Below are 18475 nucleotides of genomic sequence, written 5' to 3'. Positions count from 1 at the left end.
CCCGCCGCGAGGACGGCTCGGTGCGCCACGCCACCACGACGTTCGGCTCGCTGCGCATCCGCAACTACCGGCTGTTCGCCGCCGGACAGGCCGTCTCGCACACCGGTACCTGGATGCAGCGCATCGCCCAGGACTGGCTGGTCGTCGAGCTGACCGGCTCCCCCGCCGCCGTCGGCTTCACCATCGGGCTCCAGTACGCGCCCATGCTGCTCCTCGGGCTGCACGGCGGCCTGATCGCCGACCGGCTGCCGATGCGCCGGCTGCTGCTCCACACCCAGGCCGCGCTCGGCACGACGGGGCTGGTCCTGGCCGTACTGGTGCTGTCCGGCCAGGCGAGGCCCTGGCACGTGTACGTCATGGCGGCCGTGCTGGGCCTGATCTCCGTCGCGGACGCTCCCGCCCGGCAGGCGTTCGTCTCCGAGCTGGTCGGACCGGAGCAACTGCGCAACGCGGTGAGCCTGAACTCCGCCGTCTTCCAGACCGCGCGCCTGGTCGGCCCGGCCGTCGCCGGCGTGGTGATCACGGTGGTGGGCATCGGCTGGGCCTTCCTCCTCAACGCCCTCTCCTACCTCGCGCCCCTCGCCGCCCTGCTGCTCATGCGCACCGCCGAGATACACCCGGCCGAGCGCGCCCCGCACGGCAGCGGCCAGGTCAGGGCGACGCTGCGGCAGGTCGGGCGCGATCCCGGCCTGCTGTGGCCGATCGTGCTGGTCGCCTTCGTCGGCACGTTCGGGTTCAACTTCCCCGTCTGGCTGACCGCGTTCACCGTGCAGGTCTTCCGTACCGGCTCCGGCGTGTACGGCCTGCTCAACTCGCTGCTGGCGGCGGGCGCGGTGGCGGGGGCGCTGTGGGCAGCGCGCAGCCTCGCGCCGCCGCGGCGGGTGCTGACCACGGCGGCGCTGCTGTTCGGCGCGCTGGAGACGGCCGCCGCCCTGGCGCCCGCCCTGTGGCTCTTCGCGGCCCTGCTGGTCCCGGTCGGCATGGCCGGTCTGGTCGTCACCGCCACCGCCAACGCGCACGTCCAGCTCACCGCGGACGCCGCGACGCGGGGCAGGGTGATGAGCCTGTTCAAGATCGCGTTCGTGGGCGGCACACCGGTGGCCGCGCCGGCCGTCGGCTGGGTCACCGAGACCTGCGGACCCCGCGCCGGCTTCCTCACCGGCGGCCTGACCTCGCTCGCGGCGGCCGCCGTCGTCGGCTGCGCGCTCTCCCGTCCGGCGACGGAGCCGGAGACGGGTACGGGAACGTCGACGGGCGCGGATTCCGGCACCGAGCCGGAGTGCGAGGCGGAAACACGTTCGGACGGGGACGCGGACACGGCCGCGAAGACGTGAACCCCGGCCGCGGGCCGGCCTTTCCCGCACAACCGGTATTCACCTCCGTACGCGCAACACCCCGCAGACCGCCCTACAGGAAATTCCCGAGGTCCGCGAGGCGAGCACCTGTCCTGCCTCCATCTGGCCCGCACACGGAAACGCCCGTACGGAAAAGAAACACACCACACCGCCTTATGCCGAAAGCCCGGACCCCGTCCGAACGCGAACCTCCGGAGGAAACACCATGCCCCTGAACCCACCGGCCGAAGAACGCCCACCGGCGGCACACCGGGTCATCGCCGTGAGCGGACCGGCGTACGTGGGCAAGGACACCCAGCTCCGCATGCTGGCCCGCCGCACCCCGCAGATCGAGACCTCCGCCCCTGCGGAGACCTACGCCTCCCGGTGGCACGCCCTGAGCGGCACGGAGGCGACTGGATGGTGGCTCGACGGCGCGTCCTACCAGGAGCTGGCAGACGTCCTCGCCACGGCCTACCTGGCCCGCGCCCGGCAGCCCCGGTCCAGTGGGTACCTGCGCTGTGTACGGCAGGGCCTGCCCATGCTGGAAGCGACGCTCGCTGCCGTCGCCGCCGTACGCGAGCGGTGCGGTACGGCACGAGCGGCCCGCGAGGCGCGCGCGGCACTCGCGCCGTACCGCACCGCCCTGCGCGCTTGTGAGGACACCGAGTGCGGCGTCGTCCTGCTGCACGACGAGGACCCCGCTCAGAGCGCCGCGCGCGGTCTGGCCCGGTCCCCGGCCCCTGACCGCCTCCTGGAGTACTACCAGCGGCGACTGCACGAGCAGATCAACCGCCTTCTCGGCGAGGGACGGTTCGACACGGCCGTCGTCGTCGGCGACCGGCCCGCGATCGACGTGCAGCACGAACTGCGGCAGCGCCTGCACCGGCTGTACCCCACGATTCCGGAGTGCGCGCTCTCCCGGGTACGTGTGGCGGCGCTGGGCGGCGACTGCGAGCACGCGCGCGACGCCGCCGGAGAGTACCTGCGTACCCGACGCGGCTACGCCCGGCTCAACGCCGCGCACCTCGCCGCCGCGTCGCACGACCCGTCCGTACCGGACACCGACGACACCACGGCCCTGGCCGAACGCATCGCCGACGGCCTCGACCGCTACTGCGCCGCGCACCCGTTCCTCGACCGCGTGAGCATCGAGCCCGTACGCGACCGGGCCACCGTCCAGGAACTGCGCAAGCTCTTCGGCGACCGGCTGCACGCCGTACACCCCGGGCCCGGGACCGGCCCGGCCGCCGCCCCGCACGCTCCCGCGCCGCACTCCTTCGCCCCTGACGGCTCCGTGCCGGGCGCCGCACCCGAGGACACCGCGCCCGAGGACACCGCGCCCGAACCCACCGTTCAGCACACCGCTCAGGAAGCCGCCGCCCCCTGGCCCCGGCTCAGCCTCCACCGGCGCCTGGACCGCCTCGCCTTCGACGCCGCCTGGACGTTCCGGCCGCTCAAGCCCGTCTCCGTGCACAGCCTGGGCCTCCCGAGCTGCCTCGGGACATATCTGCGCGCCCTGCGCGAACGGCTCACCCGGCCCCGTACGGCGGTGGACCTGGTCGCCGTGACCGGCAGCGCGGCCCGGGGCACGTACCGGCACGGCTGGAGCGACCTGGACGTCCTCGTCCTGGCACCGCAGGACGCCCTCCCCCGGCTCCGGAGCGTCCGCACGGAACTGGCGCCGGTGCTGGACGGCGTGCGGATGACCATGACGGTCCTCACCGAGGACGAGTTCCGCGCGGGCGCCCTGCCGCCGCGCCTGCTGCACGTCCTCACCCTCAGCGGGGCGGGCGCCCTCGCGCCCCTGTGGTGCGCCCCCGGCCTCGCCCTGCCGGTGCCGGACGCCGTCACGTACGCCGACGTCAGTGTGCGCGACGGCGTCCAGGCCGCCGTCACCCTCCGCAAGCAGCTCCTGCTCGCCGAACCCGACCTGCGGGTGCTCTACAAGGCCACCGCCCTGCTCGCGAAGATCATGCTCCGGGTGGAGAGCGGAGCCGAGTACCCGGCCGACGACCAGGCCGTCACCGCCTTCCACCACCGCCGTCCCGACGGACTCGGGGCCGCACCGGGCGACGTACGGTACGACCGCGCCGGTACCGAGCGGATGGCCGCCGCCGTGCTGCGCGGCTGGCTCGCCACGCTCACCCCCGCACCGCGACCGGAGGCCCCCGGCCATGGCGCCACCTGACCTGCGCCGCCCGTTCGGCTCCGAACTGCCCGTGGCGGCGCAGATCGTCCGGGTGCCCTCGATGCGCTGCATGTCGGCCGCACAGGAGCACGAGATGCTGATCGCGTTCAACCGGTACGGCTTCACGATCCTGCGCTGCGCCGAGCGGGCCAGGAGCCGCCAGGACCTGCTCAGCCTGCGCCGGCGCTTCGGCACCCCGGTGCCGCACCCGCGCGCGGACGGCGACGGGATCGTGCCGATCAGCCCGGCCCGGCCGGTCGCCGGCTTCCTCGGCTCCACCCGCGTGGAACACCTGCTGCACACCGACGGCGCCTTCCGTGACCACCCCGAAACCCTGATCACGCTCCAGTGCGTCCGGCCCGCCGTACGGGGCGGCCTGTCCGTCCTGGCCAGCGCCCAGGCCGCCTACGAGTACCTGGCGCGGCACTTCCCCGGCCGGCGCGACGCGCTGGCCGAACCCGACGCGCTGACGATCACCCGCGCCGACCGGACCAGCACCCAGCCACTGTTCCGGCGCCGGGACGGCGTCTGCACGCTGACGTTCCGGATGGCGGACGGCGTGTCGCGGGTCGTGCCGCGCGCGGACGTCCGGGACCAGTACGCGGAGCTGTGCCGGTTCTTCGCCGCCCCCGCGAACCGGCTGAGCTTCAAGCTCGCCGTCGGCGACGTGCTGATCGCCGACAACACGGCCGTGGTGCACGGCAGGACACCCGTCCCCGCCGGCATGCCCCGCGTGATGCGCCGTCTCAACTTCGACGCCACGGGGCCGGCCTGCGACCGGATGGCCTTCGGCTTCCCCGCACGCCCGGTACCACCGTGAGCCCTGCCGTCCCGCGGCCGCCGGCCCTGGCCTCCTAGGCGGGCTCCACCGCCCGTACGACCGCCTGCGGGCTGCGCACGGCCGTTCCCCCGGGCACCGGCTCCGAGGGGTCCGCGCCGAGGGCCACGATGCGGTTGTCCGCGTCCAGGTGGACGACGCGCGGGCGCAGCGTACGGGCCTCGGCGTCGTCCACCTGGGCGTAGCTGATGAGGATCACCAGGTCGCCGGGGTGGACGAGGTGCGCGGCGGCGCCGTTGATGCCGAGGACGCCGGAGCCGCGCTCGCCCTCGATGAGGTATGTCTCCAGGCGCGCGCCGTTGGTGATGTCGACGATGTGGACCAGCTCGCCGGGCAGCAGGTCGGCGGCGTCCAGCAGGTCGGCGTCGACCGTCACCGAGCCGACGTAGTGCAGGTCCGCCTGGGTGACGGTGGCACGGTGGATCTTGGACTTGAACATGGTGCGCAGCATGGCGTCACTTCCGGGAAGAGGGTCGCGTCCCGAAGGGGTACGCGCCGACCCGCACATGCTAAGCACCCGGCGGGCGGAGCAGAAGGCCCGGCCCTGAAACAGCGAGGAGCCCCGCTCACCCGAAGGCGAGCGGGGCTCCTCAGAGCGCTCGGAAGAGCTGCCGGGTCTCCCCGACCGTCAGGAATTACTTGACGATCTTGGTGACCTGGCCGGCGCCGACGGTCCGGCCACCCTCACGGATGGCGAACTTCAGGCCCTCCTCCATGGCGACCGGCTGGATCAGCTGGACCGACATCTCGGTGTTGTCGCCCGGCATGACCATCTCGGTGCCCTCGGGGAGGGTCACGACGCCGGTCACGTCCGTGGTACGGAAGTAGAACTGCGGGCGGTAGTTGTTGAAGAACGGGGTGTGGCGGCCACCCTCGTCCTTCGACAGGATGTACGCCTGCGCCTCGAACTCCGTGTGCGGGGTGACCGAGCCCGGCTTGATGATGACCTGGCCGCGCTCGACGTCCTCGCGCTTGATGCCGCGGAGCAGCAGACCGACGTTCTCACCGGCCTGGCCCTCGTCGAGCAGCTTCCGGAACATCTCGATGCCGGTGACCGTGGTGGTGGTCTTCTCGGTCTTGATGCCGATGATGTCGACGGTCTCGTTGACCTTGAGGACACCGCGCTCGATACGACCGGTGACGACGGTGCCACGACCGGTGATCGTGAAGACGTCCTCGATCGGCATCAGGAACGGCTTGTCGACGTCACGCTCGGGCTGCGGGATCGCCTCGTCGACGGCGGCCATGAGCTTGAGGACGGAGTCGCCCCACTCCTTGTCGCCCTCGAGCGCCTTGAGCGCCGAGACCTTGACGACCGGAACGTCGTCGCCCGGGAACTCGTACTCCGAGAGGAGCTCACGGACCTCGAGCTCGACGAGCTCCAGGATCTCCTCGTCGTCCACCATGTCGGCCTTGTTCAGGGCGACGACGATGTAGGGCACGCCGACCTGGCGGGCCAGGAGCACGTGCTCCTTGGTCTGCGGCATCGGGCCGTCGGTCGCGGCGACCACGAGGATCGCGCCGTCCATCTGGGCGGCACCGGTGATCATGTTCTTGATGTAGTCCGCGTGACCGGGGCAGTCAACGTGGGCGTAGTGACGGTTCTCCGTCTGGTACTCGACGTGCGCGATCGAGATGGTGATACCGCGCTGGCGCTCCTCGGGCGCCTTGTCGATCATGTCGAAGGCCGAGGCCTCGTTCAGGTCCGGGAACGCGTCGTGCAGCACCTTGGTAATGGCGGCCGTGAGGGTCGTCTTACCGTGGTCGATGTGACCGATGGTGCCGATGTTGACGTGCGGCTTAGTCCGCTCGAACTTCGCCTTCGCCACTGGGTCCTCCTGAAGTGGTTCTGTACGCCTTACTCATCGGCGCCAGGTGATCTTTGCTGGGATGCCGGCCGCCGGGGCCCCCTCGCGGGTGGCGGGGACGGGCCCCGGCAGACGGTGTCAAGCCTAAAGCGTCTTGCGACTCGTGCGAGCCGGTACTACTCGCCCTTGGCCTTCGCGATGATCTCCTCGGCGACGTTCCGCGGAACCTCGGCGTAGGAGTCGAACTGCATCGAGTAGCTTGCGCGACCCGAGGTCTTGCTGCGGAGGTCTCCGACGTAGCCGAACATCTCCGAGAGCGGAACCAGGCCCGTGACGAGCTTGGCGCCGTGGCGGTCCTCCATGGACTGGATCTGACCGCGACGCGAGTTGATGTCGCCGATGACGTCACCCATGTAGTCCTCGGGCGTCGTCACCTCGACCTTCATCATCGGCTCCAGCAGGGCCGGGCTGGCCTTGCGGGCGGCCTCCTTGAAGGCCATCGAACCGGCGATCTTGAAGGCCATCTCGGACGAGTCGACCTCGTGGAACGCACCGTCGAGAAGGACGACCTTGACGCCGGTCAGCGGGTAGCCGGCGAGCACGCCGAACTCCATGGCCTCCTGGCAGCCCGCGTCCACGGACGGGATGTACTCCCGCGGGATACGGCCACCGGTGACCTTGTTCTCGAACTCGTAACCGTCGCCCTCAAGCGGCTCAAGGGCGATCTGCACCTTCGCGAACTGGCCGGAACCACCAGTCTGCTTCTTGTGCGTGTAGTCCAGGCGCTCGACGGCCTTGCGCAGGGTCTCGCGGTACGCGACCTGCGGCTTGCCGACGTTCGCCTCGACCCGGAACTCGCGCTTCATACGGTCGACCAGCACGTCGAGGTGCAGCTCGCCCATACCCGCGATGATGGTCTGACCGGTCTCCTCGTCCGTGTGGACCTGGAAGGACGGGTCCTCCTCGGCGAGACGCTGGATGGCGACACCCAGCTTCTCCTGGTCGCCCTTGGACTTGGGCTCGATGGCGACCTGGATGACCGGGGCCGGGAACTCCATCGACTCCAGGATGACCTGGTTCGACGAGTCGCAGAGGGTCTCACCGGTGGTGGTCTGCTTCAGACCCATGACGGCGACGATGTCACCGGCACCCACCGACTCGATCTCCTCACGCTTGTTCGCGTGCATCCGGTAGATCTTGCCGATGCGCTCCTTCTTGCCCTTCACCGAGTTGGTGACCTGCGAGCCGGCCTCAAGGCGGCCCGAGTACACCCGGATGAAGGTGAGCTTGCCCAGGTGGGGGTCGCTCGCAATCTTGAACGCCAGAGCGGCCAGCGGCTCCTCCTCGGAGGGGCGGCGCTTGATGACCTCTTCCGCGTCGTTGACGGCGTGGCCCTCGATGGCCTCGACGTCCAGCGGCGACGGCAGGTAGCGCACGACCGCGTCGAGCAGGGGCTGCACGCCCTTGTTCTTGAACGCGGTGCCGCAGAAGACCGGGGTGACGGTGGTGTCGCCGCCCTTGCCGGAGTTGATGGTGATGCGGCGGATCGCCGCGTGCAGCTGGTCCACGGTGGGCTCCTGGCCCTCCAGGTACAGCTCCATCATCTCTTCGTCGTTCTCGGCGACGGCCTCGAGCAGCTTGCCGCGCCACTCGTCGGCAGCCTCGGTGTGCGTGGCCGGGATGTCGACGGTGTCGTACATCTCGCCCTTGGCGGCCTCGGCGGACCAGACCAGCGCCTTCATGGAGACGAGGTCGATGACGCCCTTGAAGTCCGCCTCGGTACCGATCGGCAGCTGCATCACGATCGGGGTCGCGCCCAGGCGGTCCACGATCATGTCGACGCAGCGGTGGAACTCCGCACCGGTGCGGTCGAGCTTGTTGACGAAGCAGATGCGCGGCACGCCGTAGCGGTCGGCCTGGCGCCAGACGGTCTCGGACTGCGGCTCAACACCGGCAACGCCGTCGAACACCGTCACGGCACCGTCGAGCACGCGCAGCGAACGCTCCACCTCGACGGTGAAGTCGACGTGGCCCGGGGTGTCGATGATGTTGATGGTGTGATCAACGTTGTTCAGCGGCCAGTGGCAGGTCGTCGCGGCAGACGTGATCGTGATGCCGCGCTCCTGCTCCTGCTCCATCCAGTCCATCGTGGCAGCGCCGTCGTGGACCTCACCGATCTTGTAGGAGACACCGGTGTAGAACAGGATCCGCTCGGTGGTGGTCGTCTTGCCCGCGTCGATGTGGGCCATGATCCCAATGTTGCGGACCTTGGCCAGGTCAAGCGAAGTGGTAGCCATATCGGCTCAATCTTCTCTCGGTCTCGATGGGGGTAGCGACTACCAGCGGTAGTGCGCGAAGGCCTTGTTGGACTCGGCCATCTTGTGCGTGTCCTCGCGCTTCTTGACCGAAGCGCCGAGGCCGTTCGAGGCGTCCAGCAGCTCGTTCATGAGGCGCTCGGTCATGGTCTTCTCGCGGCGGGCGCGCGAGTAGCCCACGAGCCAGCGCAGCGAGAGCGTGGCGGCGCGGCCGGGCTTGACCTCGACCGGGACCTGGTAGGTCGCGCCACCGACACGGCGGGACTTGACCTCAAGGGTCGGCTTGATGTTCTCCAGCGCGCGCTTCAGCGTGATGACCGGGTCGTTGCCGGTCTTCTCACGCAGACCCTCCATGGCGCCGTAAACGATGCGCTCGGCGGTGGAGCGCTTACCGTTCAGCAGGACCTTGTTGATGAGGGAGGTCACCAGAGGAGAGCTGTAGACCGGGTCAATGATGACCGGGCGCTTCGGGGCGGGGCCCTTACGAGGCATTCTTACTTCTCCTTCTTGGCGCCGTAGCGGCTGCGAGCCTGCTTGCGGTTCTTGACGCCCTGCGTGTCGAGGGAGCCGCGGATGATCTTGTACCGAACACCCGGCAGGTCCTTCACACGGCCGCCACGCACGAGCACGATCGAGTGCTCCTGCAGGTTGTGGCCCTCACCCGGAATGTAAGCGGTGACCTCGATGCCGCTGGTCAGACGCACACGTGCGACCTTACGCAGGGCCGAGTTCGGCTTCTTCGGGGTGGTCGTGAAAACACGCGTGCAGACGCCGCGGCGCTGGGGCGAACCCTCCAGTGCGGGCGTCTTGTTCTTCTCGACCTTGTCCTGCCGGCCCTTGCGGACCAGCTGCTGGATCGTAGGCACCGTTTCTCCGGTTTCTGTGTGCCAGTCTCGGTAAAGCTAACCTGGAACAGTCCCCGACCCACGCGGTCGGGTGTGTCGAATACTGCAGACCCCTCGCTGGAACGAGGAGGGCGGCAGATTGCGGTGTCGAGACCCGGCTTCCGTACGGACGAGTGCACGCACGGCAGCCTGAGGACACCCCAGGCACAAGGTCAGAGCGTACCTACCGCATGGGCTGCGGTCAAAACAAATGCACACGCGAAGGACACGCCGGACTCCCCCGGCGCTGCGGCCACCGTAGTGCGATCAGCGGCCGTACGGAAGAAGGCTCGGCCATCGCCGCGCGCGCCGTGGCGGCCGCCCTGCGGCCCCCGGAGCCGCTCCCCGGTACCCGGCAGCCCCCGCGCCACCGGCGCCTTCCGTGCCCCGTCCCACGCGCCCTCAGAGGTTCGTCGCTCCCACGAAGACCATCAGGATGAAGAACAGCAGCCAGCCGCTGATCCCCAGCCAGCCCAGGACCAGCCCGGCGACCGCCTGACCGTCCCCGCGCTCCCCCGTGCGGCGGATCTCGGCCCGCGCCTTGTGCCCCAGGATGACCGCGGGTATCGACGTCAGACCCCACGTCACCGGGGCGAGGATGCCGCACACCAGCGCGCCGGTCGCCGAACCGTTGGTCGGCGCCGTCATCGGCTGCACCGGCATGAACGTCGGCGGCACCGCGGGCGGCGGCCCGAACTGCGACTGCGGCATCGGCCCCTGCGGCAGGTCCGCCACCAGCATCTGCAGCTCGGCCTGGGTCTGTGCCTGATACGCGCGCCCGATGCGCTGCTCGTACTCCTGCTGCGGAAGCCGCCCCTCGGCGAAACCGGCCTTCAGCACGTCCACCGCACGCTCCCGGTCGGCGTGCGACGCACGCATCGCCGGGACCTGGCCCGGGCCCTGGACCGGCTGCCCGCCTTGCCACGGCGCCGGCTGTCCACCCTGCCACGGCTGGAACGCCACTCTCAGCACCTCCCCCACATTAGGCAGTACCACCCATCATTCAGTACGCGCCGGAAGAGCGCACGGTTCCCCGCGAATGATTCCGCGCGCGCCACCACACCGCGCCGGCCACCGCAAGTGGAGCCGGCGGACCGCCGACGGAGTGATCCGCCCCGCAACGCCGCAGGGCGGCCACCCCGGGGGGTGACCGCCCTGCCGCTCACAGCGCGTGTCCGGTCCGGCCGCGCACGGCCGGCCGGGCCCTTACTGGTTGTACGGACCGTAGTCGTAGTCCTCCAGCGGGACCGCCTGGCCGGAGCCGGTGCCGAAGGGCGAGTAGTCGATGTCGTCGTAACCGACGGCCGAGTACATCGCGGCCTTGGCCTCCTCGGTGGGCTCCACCCGGATGTTGCGGTAGCGGGACAGGCCCGTACCGGCCGGGATGAGCTTACCGATGATGACGTTCTCCTTGAGGCCGATCAGGGAGTCCGACTTGGCGTTGATCGCCGCGTCGGTGAGCACCCGGGTCGTCTCCTGGAAGGACGCCGCCGACAGCCAGGACTCGGTGGCCAGCGAAGCCTTGGTGATACCCATCAGCTGCGGACGGCCGGAGGCCGGGTGGCCGCCTTCCTGGACCACACGACGGTTCTCGCTCTCGAACTTCGTACGCTCCACCAGCTCGCCCGGCAGCAGCTCGGCGTCGCCGGACTCGATGATCGTCACACGGCGCAGCATCTGCCGGATGATGATCTCGATGTGCTTGTCGTGGATCGCCACGCCCTGGTTGTTGTAGACCTTCTGGACCTCGCCGACCAGGTGGACCTGGACGGCGCGCTGGCCCAGGATGCGCAGCACGTCGTGCGGATTGACGGCACCCACGGTCAGCGCCTGGCCGACCTCGACGTGGTCACCCTCGCCCACCAGCAGACGGGCACGCTTCGAGACGCCGTACGCCGTCTCGTCGCTGCCGTCGTCCGGTGTGACGACGACCTTCTTGGTCTTCTCGGTCTCCTCGATCCGGACGCGGCCGGCGGCCTCGGAGATCGGGGCGACACCCTTGGGCGTACGGGCCTCGAAGAGCTCGACGACACGCGGCAGACCCAGGGTGATGTCGTCACCCGCCACACCACCGGTGTGGAAGGTACGCATCGTCAGCTGGGTGCCGGGCTCACCGATGGACTGGGCGGCGATGATGCCGACCGCCTCACCGATGTCGACCAGCTTGCCGGTGGCCAGCGAACGGCCGTAGCAGAAGGCGCAGGTGCCGACGGCGGACTCGCAGGTCAGGACCGAGCGGGTCTTGACCTCCTCGACGCCGTGCGCGACGAGCTGGTCGATGAGGACATCGCCCAGGTCGACGTTGGCGGGGCCGATGACCTTGCCGTCCACGACGACGTCCTCGGCCAGCATGCGTGCGTACACGCTGGACTCGACGTCGTCCGCCTTGCGCAGGATGCCGTCGGCGCCCTTGCTGGCGATCCGCAGCTTCAGACCGCGCTCGGTGCCGCAGTCCTCCTCGCGGATGATGACGTCCTGCGAGACGTCCACGAGACGACGGGTCAGGTAACCCGAGTCGGCGGTACGCAGGGCGGTGTCCGCGAGACCCTTACGGGCACCGTGGGTGGAGATGAAGTACTCCAGCACGGACAGACCCTCACGGAACGACGCCTTGATGGGTCGCGGGATGGTCTCGTTCTTCGCGTTCGACACCAGACCACGCATACCGGCGATCTGCCGCATCTGCATCATGTTTCCTCGGGCACCCGAGTCAACCATCATGAAGATGGGGTTCGTCTTGGGGAAGTTCGCGTTCATCGCCTCGGAGACCTCATTGGTCGCCTTGGTCCAGATGTTGATCAGTTCCTGAGTGCGCTCGTCCTTGGTGATCAGACCGCGCTCGTACTGCTTCTGGACCTTCTCGTCCTGGGCCTCGTAGCCCGCGACGATGGCCTTCTTGGCCTCCGGCACGACGATGTCCGAGACCGCGACGGTGACACCGGAACGGGTCGCCCAGTGGAAACCGGACGCCTTCAGGTTGTCGAGCGTCGCCGCCACGATGACCTTCGGGTAGCGCTCGGCCAGGTCGTTGACGATCGCGGAGAGCTGCTTCTTGCCCACCGAGTAGTCGACGAACGGGTAGTCCTCGGGCAGCAGCTCGTTGAAGAGCGCGCGGCCCAGGGTCGTCCGCAGCCGGAAGCTGTCACCCTGCTGCCACTCGGGCTCGCCCTCCTCCTGCGCCGGCGGGGTCCAGCCGCGGGGCGGGACGGTGCCGATCGGGAAGCGGATGTCGACCTTCGCCTGGAGCGAGAGCTCCCGGTTGTCGAAGGCCATGATCGCCTCGGCGACCGAGCCGAAGGACCGGCCCTCACCGATGACCTTGCGCTCCGCCTCGTCGGTGGTGAGGAAGAACAGGCCCAGCACCATGTCCTGGGTCGGCATGGTGACCGGACGGCCGTCGGCCGGCTTGAGGATGTTGTTCGAGGACAGCATCAGGATGCGGGCCTCGGCCTGCGCCTCCGCGGACAGCGGCAGGTGCACGGCCATCTGGTCACCGTCGAAGTCCGCGTTGAACGCGGTGCACACGAGCGGGTGAATCTGAATGGCCTTGCCCTCGACCAGCTGCGGCTCGAAGGCCTGGATGCCGAGGCGGTGCAGGGTGGGCGCACGGTTCAGCAGGACCGGGTGCTCCGCGATGACCTCTTCGAGGACGTCGTAGACGACCGTACGGCCGCGCTCGACCATCCGCTTGGCGCTCTTGATGTTCTGCGCGTGGTTCAGGTCGACCAGGCGCTTCATCACGAACGGCTTGAAGAGCTCCAGCGCCATGGCCTTCGGCAGACCGCACTGGTGCAGCTTCAGCTGCGGACCGACGACGATCACGGAACGCGCGGAGTAGTCCACACGCTTGCCGAGCAGGTTCTGACGGAACCGGCCCTGCTTACCCTTCAGCATGTCGCTGAGGGACTTCAGCGGACGGTTGCCGGGGCCCGTCACCGGGCGGCCGCGGCGGCCGTTGTCGAACAGCGCGTCGACGGCCTCCTGCAGCATCCGCTTCTCGTTGTTCACGATGATCTCGGGGGCACCGAGGTCGAGAAGCCGCTTGAGGCGGTTGTTGCGGTTGATCACGCGGCGGTACAGGTCGTTCAGGTCGGAGGTCGCGAAGCGGCCACCGTCCAGCTGCACCATCGGACGCAGGTCCGGCGGGATGACCGGGATGCAGTCCAGCACCATGCCGTTGGGGCTGTTGCGGGTCTGCAGGAACGCGGAGACGACCTTCAGGCGCTTGAGCGCACGGGTCTTCTTCTGGCCCTTGCCGGTGCGGATGATCTCGCGGAGCTTCTCGGCCTCTTCGTCGAGGTCGAAGGACTCCAGGCGCTTCTGCAGGGCAGCCGCGCCCATGCCGCCCATGAAGTACGTGCCGAAGCGGTCACGCAGCTCGCGGTAGAGCAGCTCGTCGCCCTCCAGGTCCTGGACCTTGAGGTTCTTGAAGCGGCTCCACACCTCGTCGAGGCGGTCGATCTCGCGCTGCGCGCGGTCGCGCAGCTGCTTCATCTCACGCTCGGCCCCCTCGCGCACCTTGCGGCGCACGTCCGCCTTGGCGCCCTCGGCCTCCAGCTCGGCCAGGTCGGTCTCGAGCTTCTTGGCGCGGGCTTCCAGGTCGGCGTCGCGGCGCTGCTCGATCTGCTGACGCTCGACGGAGACGTGCGCCTCCAGCGAGGGCAGGTCGCGCGTACGGCGCTCCTCGTCCACCCACGTGATCATGTAGGCGGCGAAGTAGATGACCTTTTCCAGGTCCTTCGGGGCGAGGTCGAGCAGGTAGCCCAGCCGCGACGGAACGCCCTTGAAGTACCAGATGTGCGTGACGGGGGCGGCCAGCTCGATGTGGCCCATCCGCTCACGGCGCACCTTGGCGCGAGTGACCTCGACGCCACAGCGCTCGCAGATGATGCCCTTGAACCGGACACGCTTGTACTTGCCGCAGTAGCACTCCCAGTCCCGGGTCGGACCGAAGATCTTCTCGCAGAAGAGCCCGTCCTTTTCCGGCTTGAGGGTGCGGTAGTTGATGGTCTCCGGCTTCTTGACCTCACCGTGGGACCACTGTCGGATGTCGTCCGCGGTCGCCAGGCCGATCCGCAGCTCGTCGAAGAAGTTGACGTCGAGCACTGTCGTCAATCCCTCTTTCAGGGTCGTGCCCTTCGCGTAAGCGAAAAAATGGGCTCTACATCATGGTCTGTACGGGTCCGGGGCGACCGGGGCTCCTTGGGGGAAAGGAGCCCCGGCCAGGCCCGTCAGACCTCTTCGACGCTGCTCGGCTCGCGCCGGGACAGGTCGATACCGAGCTCCTCCGCGGCGCGGAAGACATCCTCGTCCGTGTCGCGCATCTCGATGGACATGCCGTCCGAGGACAGCACCTCCACGTTCAGGCACAGCGACTGCATTTCCTTGATGAGCACCTTGAAGGACTCGGGAATGCCGGGCTCGGGGATGTTCTCGCCCTTGACGATCGCCTCGTACACCTTCACGCGGCCGGTCACGTCGTCGGACTTGATGGTCAGCAGTTCCTGGAGGGCGTACGCGGCGCCGTAAGCCTCCAGCGCCCACACCTCCATCTCACCGAAGCGCTGGCCACCGAACTGGGCCTTACCACCCAGCGGCTGCTGGGTGATCATCGAGTACGGACCGGTCGAACGCGCGTGCAGCTTGTCGTCCACCAGGTGGTGGAGCTTCAGGATGTACATGTACCCGACCGAGATCGGGTCCGGGAACGGCTCACCGGAACGGCCGTCGAACATCCGGGCCTTGCCGGTGTCCTTGACCATCCGCTCACCGTCACGGTTCGGCAGCGTGGAGTCGAACAGACCAGCGAGCTCATCCTCGCGCGCACCGTCGAAGACCGGGGTCGCGACGTTGGTGCGGGGCGCGACCTCGTCGGCGCCGATCGCCTGAAGACGCTTCTGCCAGTCGGCGTCGCCCTCGACCTTCCAGCCCTGGCTGGCGAGCCAGCCGAGGTGGATCTCCAGGACCTGTCCCGGGTTCATTCGGGACGGGACACCCAGCGGGTTGAGGATGATGTCGACCGGGGTGCCGTCCTCCAGGAACGGCATGTCCTCGACCGGCAGGATCTTGGAGATGACGCCCTTGTTGCCGTGACGGCCGGCGAGCTTGTCACCGTCGGTGATCTTGCGCTTCTGCGCCACGTAGACGCGGACCAGCTGGTTCACGCCCGGGGGCAGCTCGTCGCCCTCTTCACGGTCGAAGACGCGGACGCCGATGACCTTGCCGATCTCGCCGTGCGGGACCTTCAGCGAGGTGTCACGGACCTCACGGGCCTTCTCACCGAAGATCGCGCGCAGCAGACGCTCCTCGGGGGTCAGCTCGGTCTCACCCTTGGGCGTGACCTTGCCGACGAGGATGTCGCCGGCGACGACCTCGGCACCGATGCGGATGATGCCGCGCTCGTCGAGGTCCGAGAGGACCTCCTCGGAGACGTTCGGGATGTCCCGGGTGATCTCCTCCGGGCCCAGCTTGGTGTCCCGGGCGTCGACCTCGTGCTCCTCGATGTGGATCGAGGACAGGACGTCGTCCTGCACGAGGCGCTGCGACAGGATGATCGCGTCCTCGTAGTTGTGGCCCTCCCAGGGCATGAAGGCGACGAGCAGGTTCTTGCCCAGCGCCATCTCGCCCTCGTCGGTGGAGGGACCGTCGGCGAGCACCTGGCCCACGACGACGCGCGCGCCCTCGTCCACGACGACCTTCTGGTTGAAGGAGGTGCCCTGGTTGGAGCGGGTGAACTTGGCAACGCGGTACGTGGTGTACGTGCCGTCGTCGTTGGCGACGGTGATGTAGTCCGCGGAGACCTCCTGGACCACACCGTCCTTCTCGGCCTTGATGACGTCACCGGCGTCGACCGCGCAGCGGTACTCCATGCCGGTGCCGACCAGCGGGGCCTCCGCCTTGATCAGCGGCACGGCCTGGCGCATCATGTTCGATCCCATGAGCGCGCGGTTGGCGTCGTCGTGCTCCAGGAAGGGGATCATGGCGGTCGCGGCCGACACCATCTGGCGCGGCGAGACGTCCATGTAGTCCACGTCCTCGCGGGCGGCGAGGTCGACCTCACCACCGCGACGGCGGCACATGACGCGGCCTTCGGCGAACTCCATGTCCTCGGTGAGGGGAGCGTTCGCCTGCGCGATGAGGAAGCGGTCTTCCTCGTCGGCGGTCAGGTAGTCGACCTGCTCGGTGACCCGGCCGTCGACGACCTTGCGGTACGGCGTCTCGATGAAGCCGAAGACGTTGACCCGGCCGTACGAGGCGAGCGAACCGATCAGACCGATGTTCGGGCCTTCGGGGGTCTCGATCGGGCACATGCGGCCGTAGTGCGAGGGGTGCACGTCACGGACGTCCAGGCCGGCCCGCTCACGGGAGAGACCACCGGGGCCCAGCGCGGACAGCCGGCGCTTGTGGGTCAGACCCGACAGCGGGTTGGTCTGGTCCATGAACTGGGAGAGCTGGCTGGTGCCGAAGAACTCCTTGATGGAGGCGACGACCGGCCGGATGTTGATCAGGGTCTGCGGCGTGATCGCCTCGACGTCCTGGGTGGTCATGCGCTCACGCACGACACGCTCCATACGGGCGAGACCCGTACGGACCTGGTTCTGGATCAGCTCGCCGACGTTGCGCAGGCGGCGGTTGCCGAAGTGGTCGATGTCGTCGGTCTCGACGACGATCTCCGTGCCGTTCTCGCCGATCGTCTCGGTCTCGCCGGCGTGCAGCTTGACCAGGTACTTGATCGTGGCGATGACGTCGTCGGTGGTCAGCACACCGGCGTCCAGCGGCTCGTCGCCGCCCAGCTTCTTGTTGACCTTGTAGCGGCCGACCTTCGCGAGGTCGTAGCGCTTCGGGTTGAAGTAGAGGTTCTCCAGCAGCGTCTGCGCGGCCTCGCGCGTCGGCGGCTCGCCCGGGCGCAGCTTGCGGTAGATGTCGAGCAGCGCGTCGTCCTGGCCCTGGGTGTGGTCCTTCTCCAGGGTGGCGCGCATGGACTCGTACTCGCCGAACTCCTCCAGGATCTGCTCGGTCGTCCAGCCGAGGGCCTTGAGGAGGACGGTCACGGACTGCTTGCGCTTGCGGTCGATGCGCACGCCGACCATGTCGCGCTTGTCGATCTCCATCTCCAGCCAGGCACCCCGGGACGGGATGATCTTGGCGGTGAAGATGTCCTTGTCGGACGTCTTGTCGATCTGGCTGTCGAAGTAGACGCCCGGCGAGCGGACCAGCTGCGAGACGACGACACGCTCGGTGCCGTTGATGCAGAAGGTGCCCTTGTTGGTCATGAGCGGGAAGTCGCCCATGAAGACCGTCTGAGACTTGATCTCACCGGTCTCGTTGTTGGTGAACTCAGCCGTGACGAAGAGCGGAGCCGCGTACGTGAAGTCGCGCTCCTTGCACTCGTCGATGGAGTTCTTCGGGGGCTCGAATCGGTGGTCGCGGAACGTCAGCGACATCGACCCGGAGAAGTCCTCGATCGGGGAGATCTCTTCGAAGATCTCCTCCAGACCGGACTTGGTGGGGACGTCCTGACCACTTTCCAGCGCAGCCTCGACGCGACCCTTCCATGCGGCATTGCCGAGCAGCCAGTCGAAGCTTTCGGTCTGCAGCGCAAGGAGGTTCGGAACCCCGAGGGGCTCCTTGATCTTCGCAAAAGAGATGCGCAGCGGGGCGGTGCTGTCGCCGTTGTTCGTATTGGCAGTCGAGGCGTTGCGCGAGGCGGCCAAGAGGGGGTCCTTCCGAGGGCTCGGACTCACTACGCGCGTACCGGTCCCGGACCGAACACAGCCGGAGGAAAGGCCCAGGTCAGGGCGGATCAGTCGGCATTGCTCGAGCTCGGGTATGCCCCTGGTGACGGGCAGGGAGCAGCTAACAGGCAGCGCAAAGGGTCAGTGTAGCCACTCGGCACACTGATGTCCAGAGCGAGTTTCCGGAGACCGGCCCAGCACCGTGATACCGATCTTCTCCCTCCGGGAGGCGGCACCCTCCGTGACGGAGGTACCCCTCTTTGTTCGTCTCAACGCCCAACGTCTTATGCCTGCCACGAGCCGTGCGCCAACAGGCGCACCCCGATGCTTCCCTCTTCGCCGGCGATCCATGCCTCGAACCCGGATCGCT

At 68.6% G+C, this 18475-nt stretch carries 11 protein-coding genes; 3 read left to right on the top strand and 8 right to left on the bottom strand.

Features of this window, described 5'->3' with window-relative positions; translation table 11 throughout:
• The first annotated feature begins 20 nt into the window (after positions 1 to 20).
• The 3 genes from AB0A97_RS15115 (at position 21) to AB0A97_RS15105 (ending at position 4345) form a co-directional block, all read left to right on the top strand.
• Positions 21 to 1334, top strand: coding sequence for an MFS transporter (locus tag AB0A97_RS15115; protein ID WP_361150150.1), 1314 nt, complete (start codon positions 21 to 23; stop codon positions 1332 to 1334).
• Positions 1335 to 1560: 226 nt separating this feature from the next.
• Complete coding sequence (locus tag AB0A97_RS15110; protein ID WP_361149181.1) at positions 1561 to 3525, top strand: nucleotidyltransferase domain-containing protein; 1965 nt, start codon at positions 1561 to 1563, stop codon at positions 3523 to 3525.
• Positions 3512 to 4345 carry a TauD/TfdA family dioxygenase gene (locus tag AB0A97_RS15105; protein WP_361149179.1) on the top strand — a complete coding sequence of 278 codons (834 nt, stop codon included), beginning with the start codon at positions 3512 to 3514 and terminating at the stop codon, positions 4343 to 4345. The genes AB0A97_RS15110 and AB0A97_RS15105 overlap by 14 nt, the downstream gene beginning before the upstream one ends.
• Before the next feature lie 34 nt (positions 4346 to 4379).
• Here AB0A97_RS15105 and panD read toward each other — a convergent pair whose 3' ends face one another.
• The 8 genes from panD to rpoB all read right to left on the bottom strand — a co-directional run bounded on the left by panD (position 4380) and on the right by rpoB (position 18084).
• Positions 4380 to 4814 carry an aspartate 1-decarboxylase gene (gene panD / locus AB0A97_RS15100; RefSeq protein WP_361149176.1) on the bottom strand — a complete coding sequence of 145 codons (435 nt, stop codon included), beginning with the start codon at positions 4812 to 4814 and terminating at the stop codon, positions 4380 to 4382.
• A 184-nt stretch (positions 4815 to 4998) separates the two neighbouring features.
• Positions 4999 to 6192: an elongation factor Tu gene (gene tuf, locus AB0A97_RS15095; RefSeq protein ID WP_361149173.1), complete on the bottom strand. Its 1194-nt coding sequence runs from the start codon at positions 6190 to 6192 to the stop codon at positions 4999 to 5001.
• A gap of 155 nt (positions 6193 to 6347) precedes the next feature.
• Positions 6348 to 8468: an elongation factor G gene (fusA, locus tag AB0A97_RS15090; RefSeq protein WP_361149170.1), complete on the bottom strand. Its 2121-nt coding sequence runs from the start codon at positions 8466 to 8468 to the stop codon at positions 6348 to 6350.
• 39 nt (positions 8469 to 8507) lie between these two features.
• A complete protein-coding gene (gene rpsG, locus AB0A97_RS15085) occupies positions 8508 to 8978 on the bottom strand; it encodes a 30S ribosomal protein S7 (protein ID WP_030017001.1) in 471 nt (156 codons plus the stop codon).
• A gap of 2 nt (positions 8979 to 8980) precedes the next feature.
• The gene (gene rpsL, locus AB0A97_RS15080; protein ID WP_003948652.1) at positions 8981 to 9352 is read right to left on the bottom strand and encodes a 30S ribosomal protein S12; all 372 of its coding nucleotides are present in this window, start codon (positions 9350 to 9352) and stop codon (positions 8981 to 8983) included.
• Positions 9353 to 9772: 420 nt separating this feature from the next.
• Entirely contained in the window at positions 9773 to 10249 is a 477-nt protein-coding gene (locus AB0A97_RS15075) for a DUF1707 and DUF4190 domain-containing protein (protein ID WP_361149167.1), read from the bottom strand.
• A 327-nt stretch (positions 10250 to 10576) separates the two neighbouring features.
• A complete protein-coding gene (locus AB0A97_RS15070; RefSeq protein WP_030017003.1) occupies positions 10577 to 14476 on the bottom strand; it encodes a DNA-directed RNA polymerase subunit beta' in 3900 nt (1299 codons plus the stop codon).
• Between the two features lie 125 nt (positions 14477 to 14601).
• Positions 14602 to 18084, bottom strand: coding sequence for a DNA-directed RNA polymerase subunit beta (gene rpoB / locus AB0A97_RS15065; RefSeq protein WP_125055648.1), 3483 nt, complete (start codon positions 18082 to 18084; stop codon positions 14602 to 14604).
• Positions 18085 to 18475: the final 391 nt, after the last annotated feature.

This window comes from Streptomyces sp. NPDC045470 (genome assembly GCF_040646595.1).
Classification (GTDB): domain Bacteria; phylum Actinomycetota; class Actinomycetes; order Streptomycetales; family Streptomycetaceae; genus Streptomyces.
This window is presented reverse-complemented; position numbering and strand designations above follow the sequence as displayed.

Excerpts from the sequence above, each read along its gene's own strand:
- AB0A97_RS15110 (WP_361149181.1), top strand. The coding sequence starts at position 1,561 with ATGCCCCTGAACCCACCGGCCGAAGAACGCCCACCGGCGGCACACCGG.
- rpsG (WP_030017001.1), bottom strand. The coding sequence starts at position 8,978 with ATGCCTCGTAAGGGCCCCGCCCCGAAGCGCCCGGTCATCATTGACCCG.
- fusA (WP_361149170.1), bottom strand. The coding sequence starts at position 8,468 with ATGGCTACCACTTCGCTTGACCTGGCCAAGGTCCGCAACATTGGGATC.
- AB0A97_RS15105 (WP_361149179.1), top strand. The coding sequence starts at position 3,512 with ATGGCGCCACCTGACCTGCGCCGCCCGTTCGGCTCCGAACTGCCCGTG.
- AB0A97_RS15075 (WP_361149167.1), bottom strand. The coding sequence starts at position 10,249 with ATGCGTGCGTCGCACGCCGACCGGGAGCGTGCGGTGGACGTGCTGAAG.
- panD (WP_361149176.1), bottom strand. The coding sequence starts at position 4,814 with ATGCTGCGCACCATGTTCAAGTCCAAGATCCACCGTGCCACCGTCACC.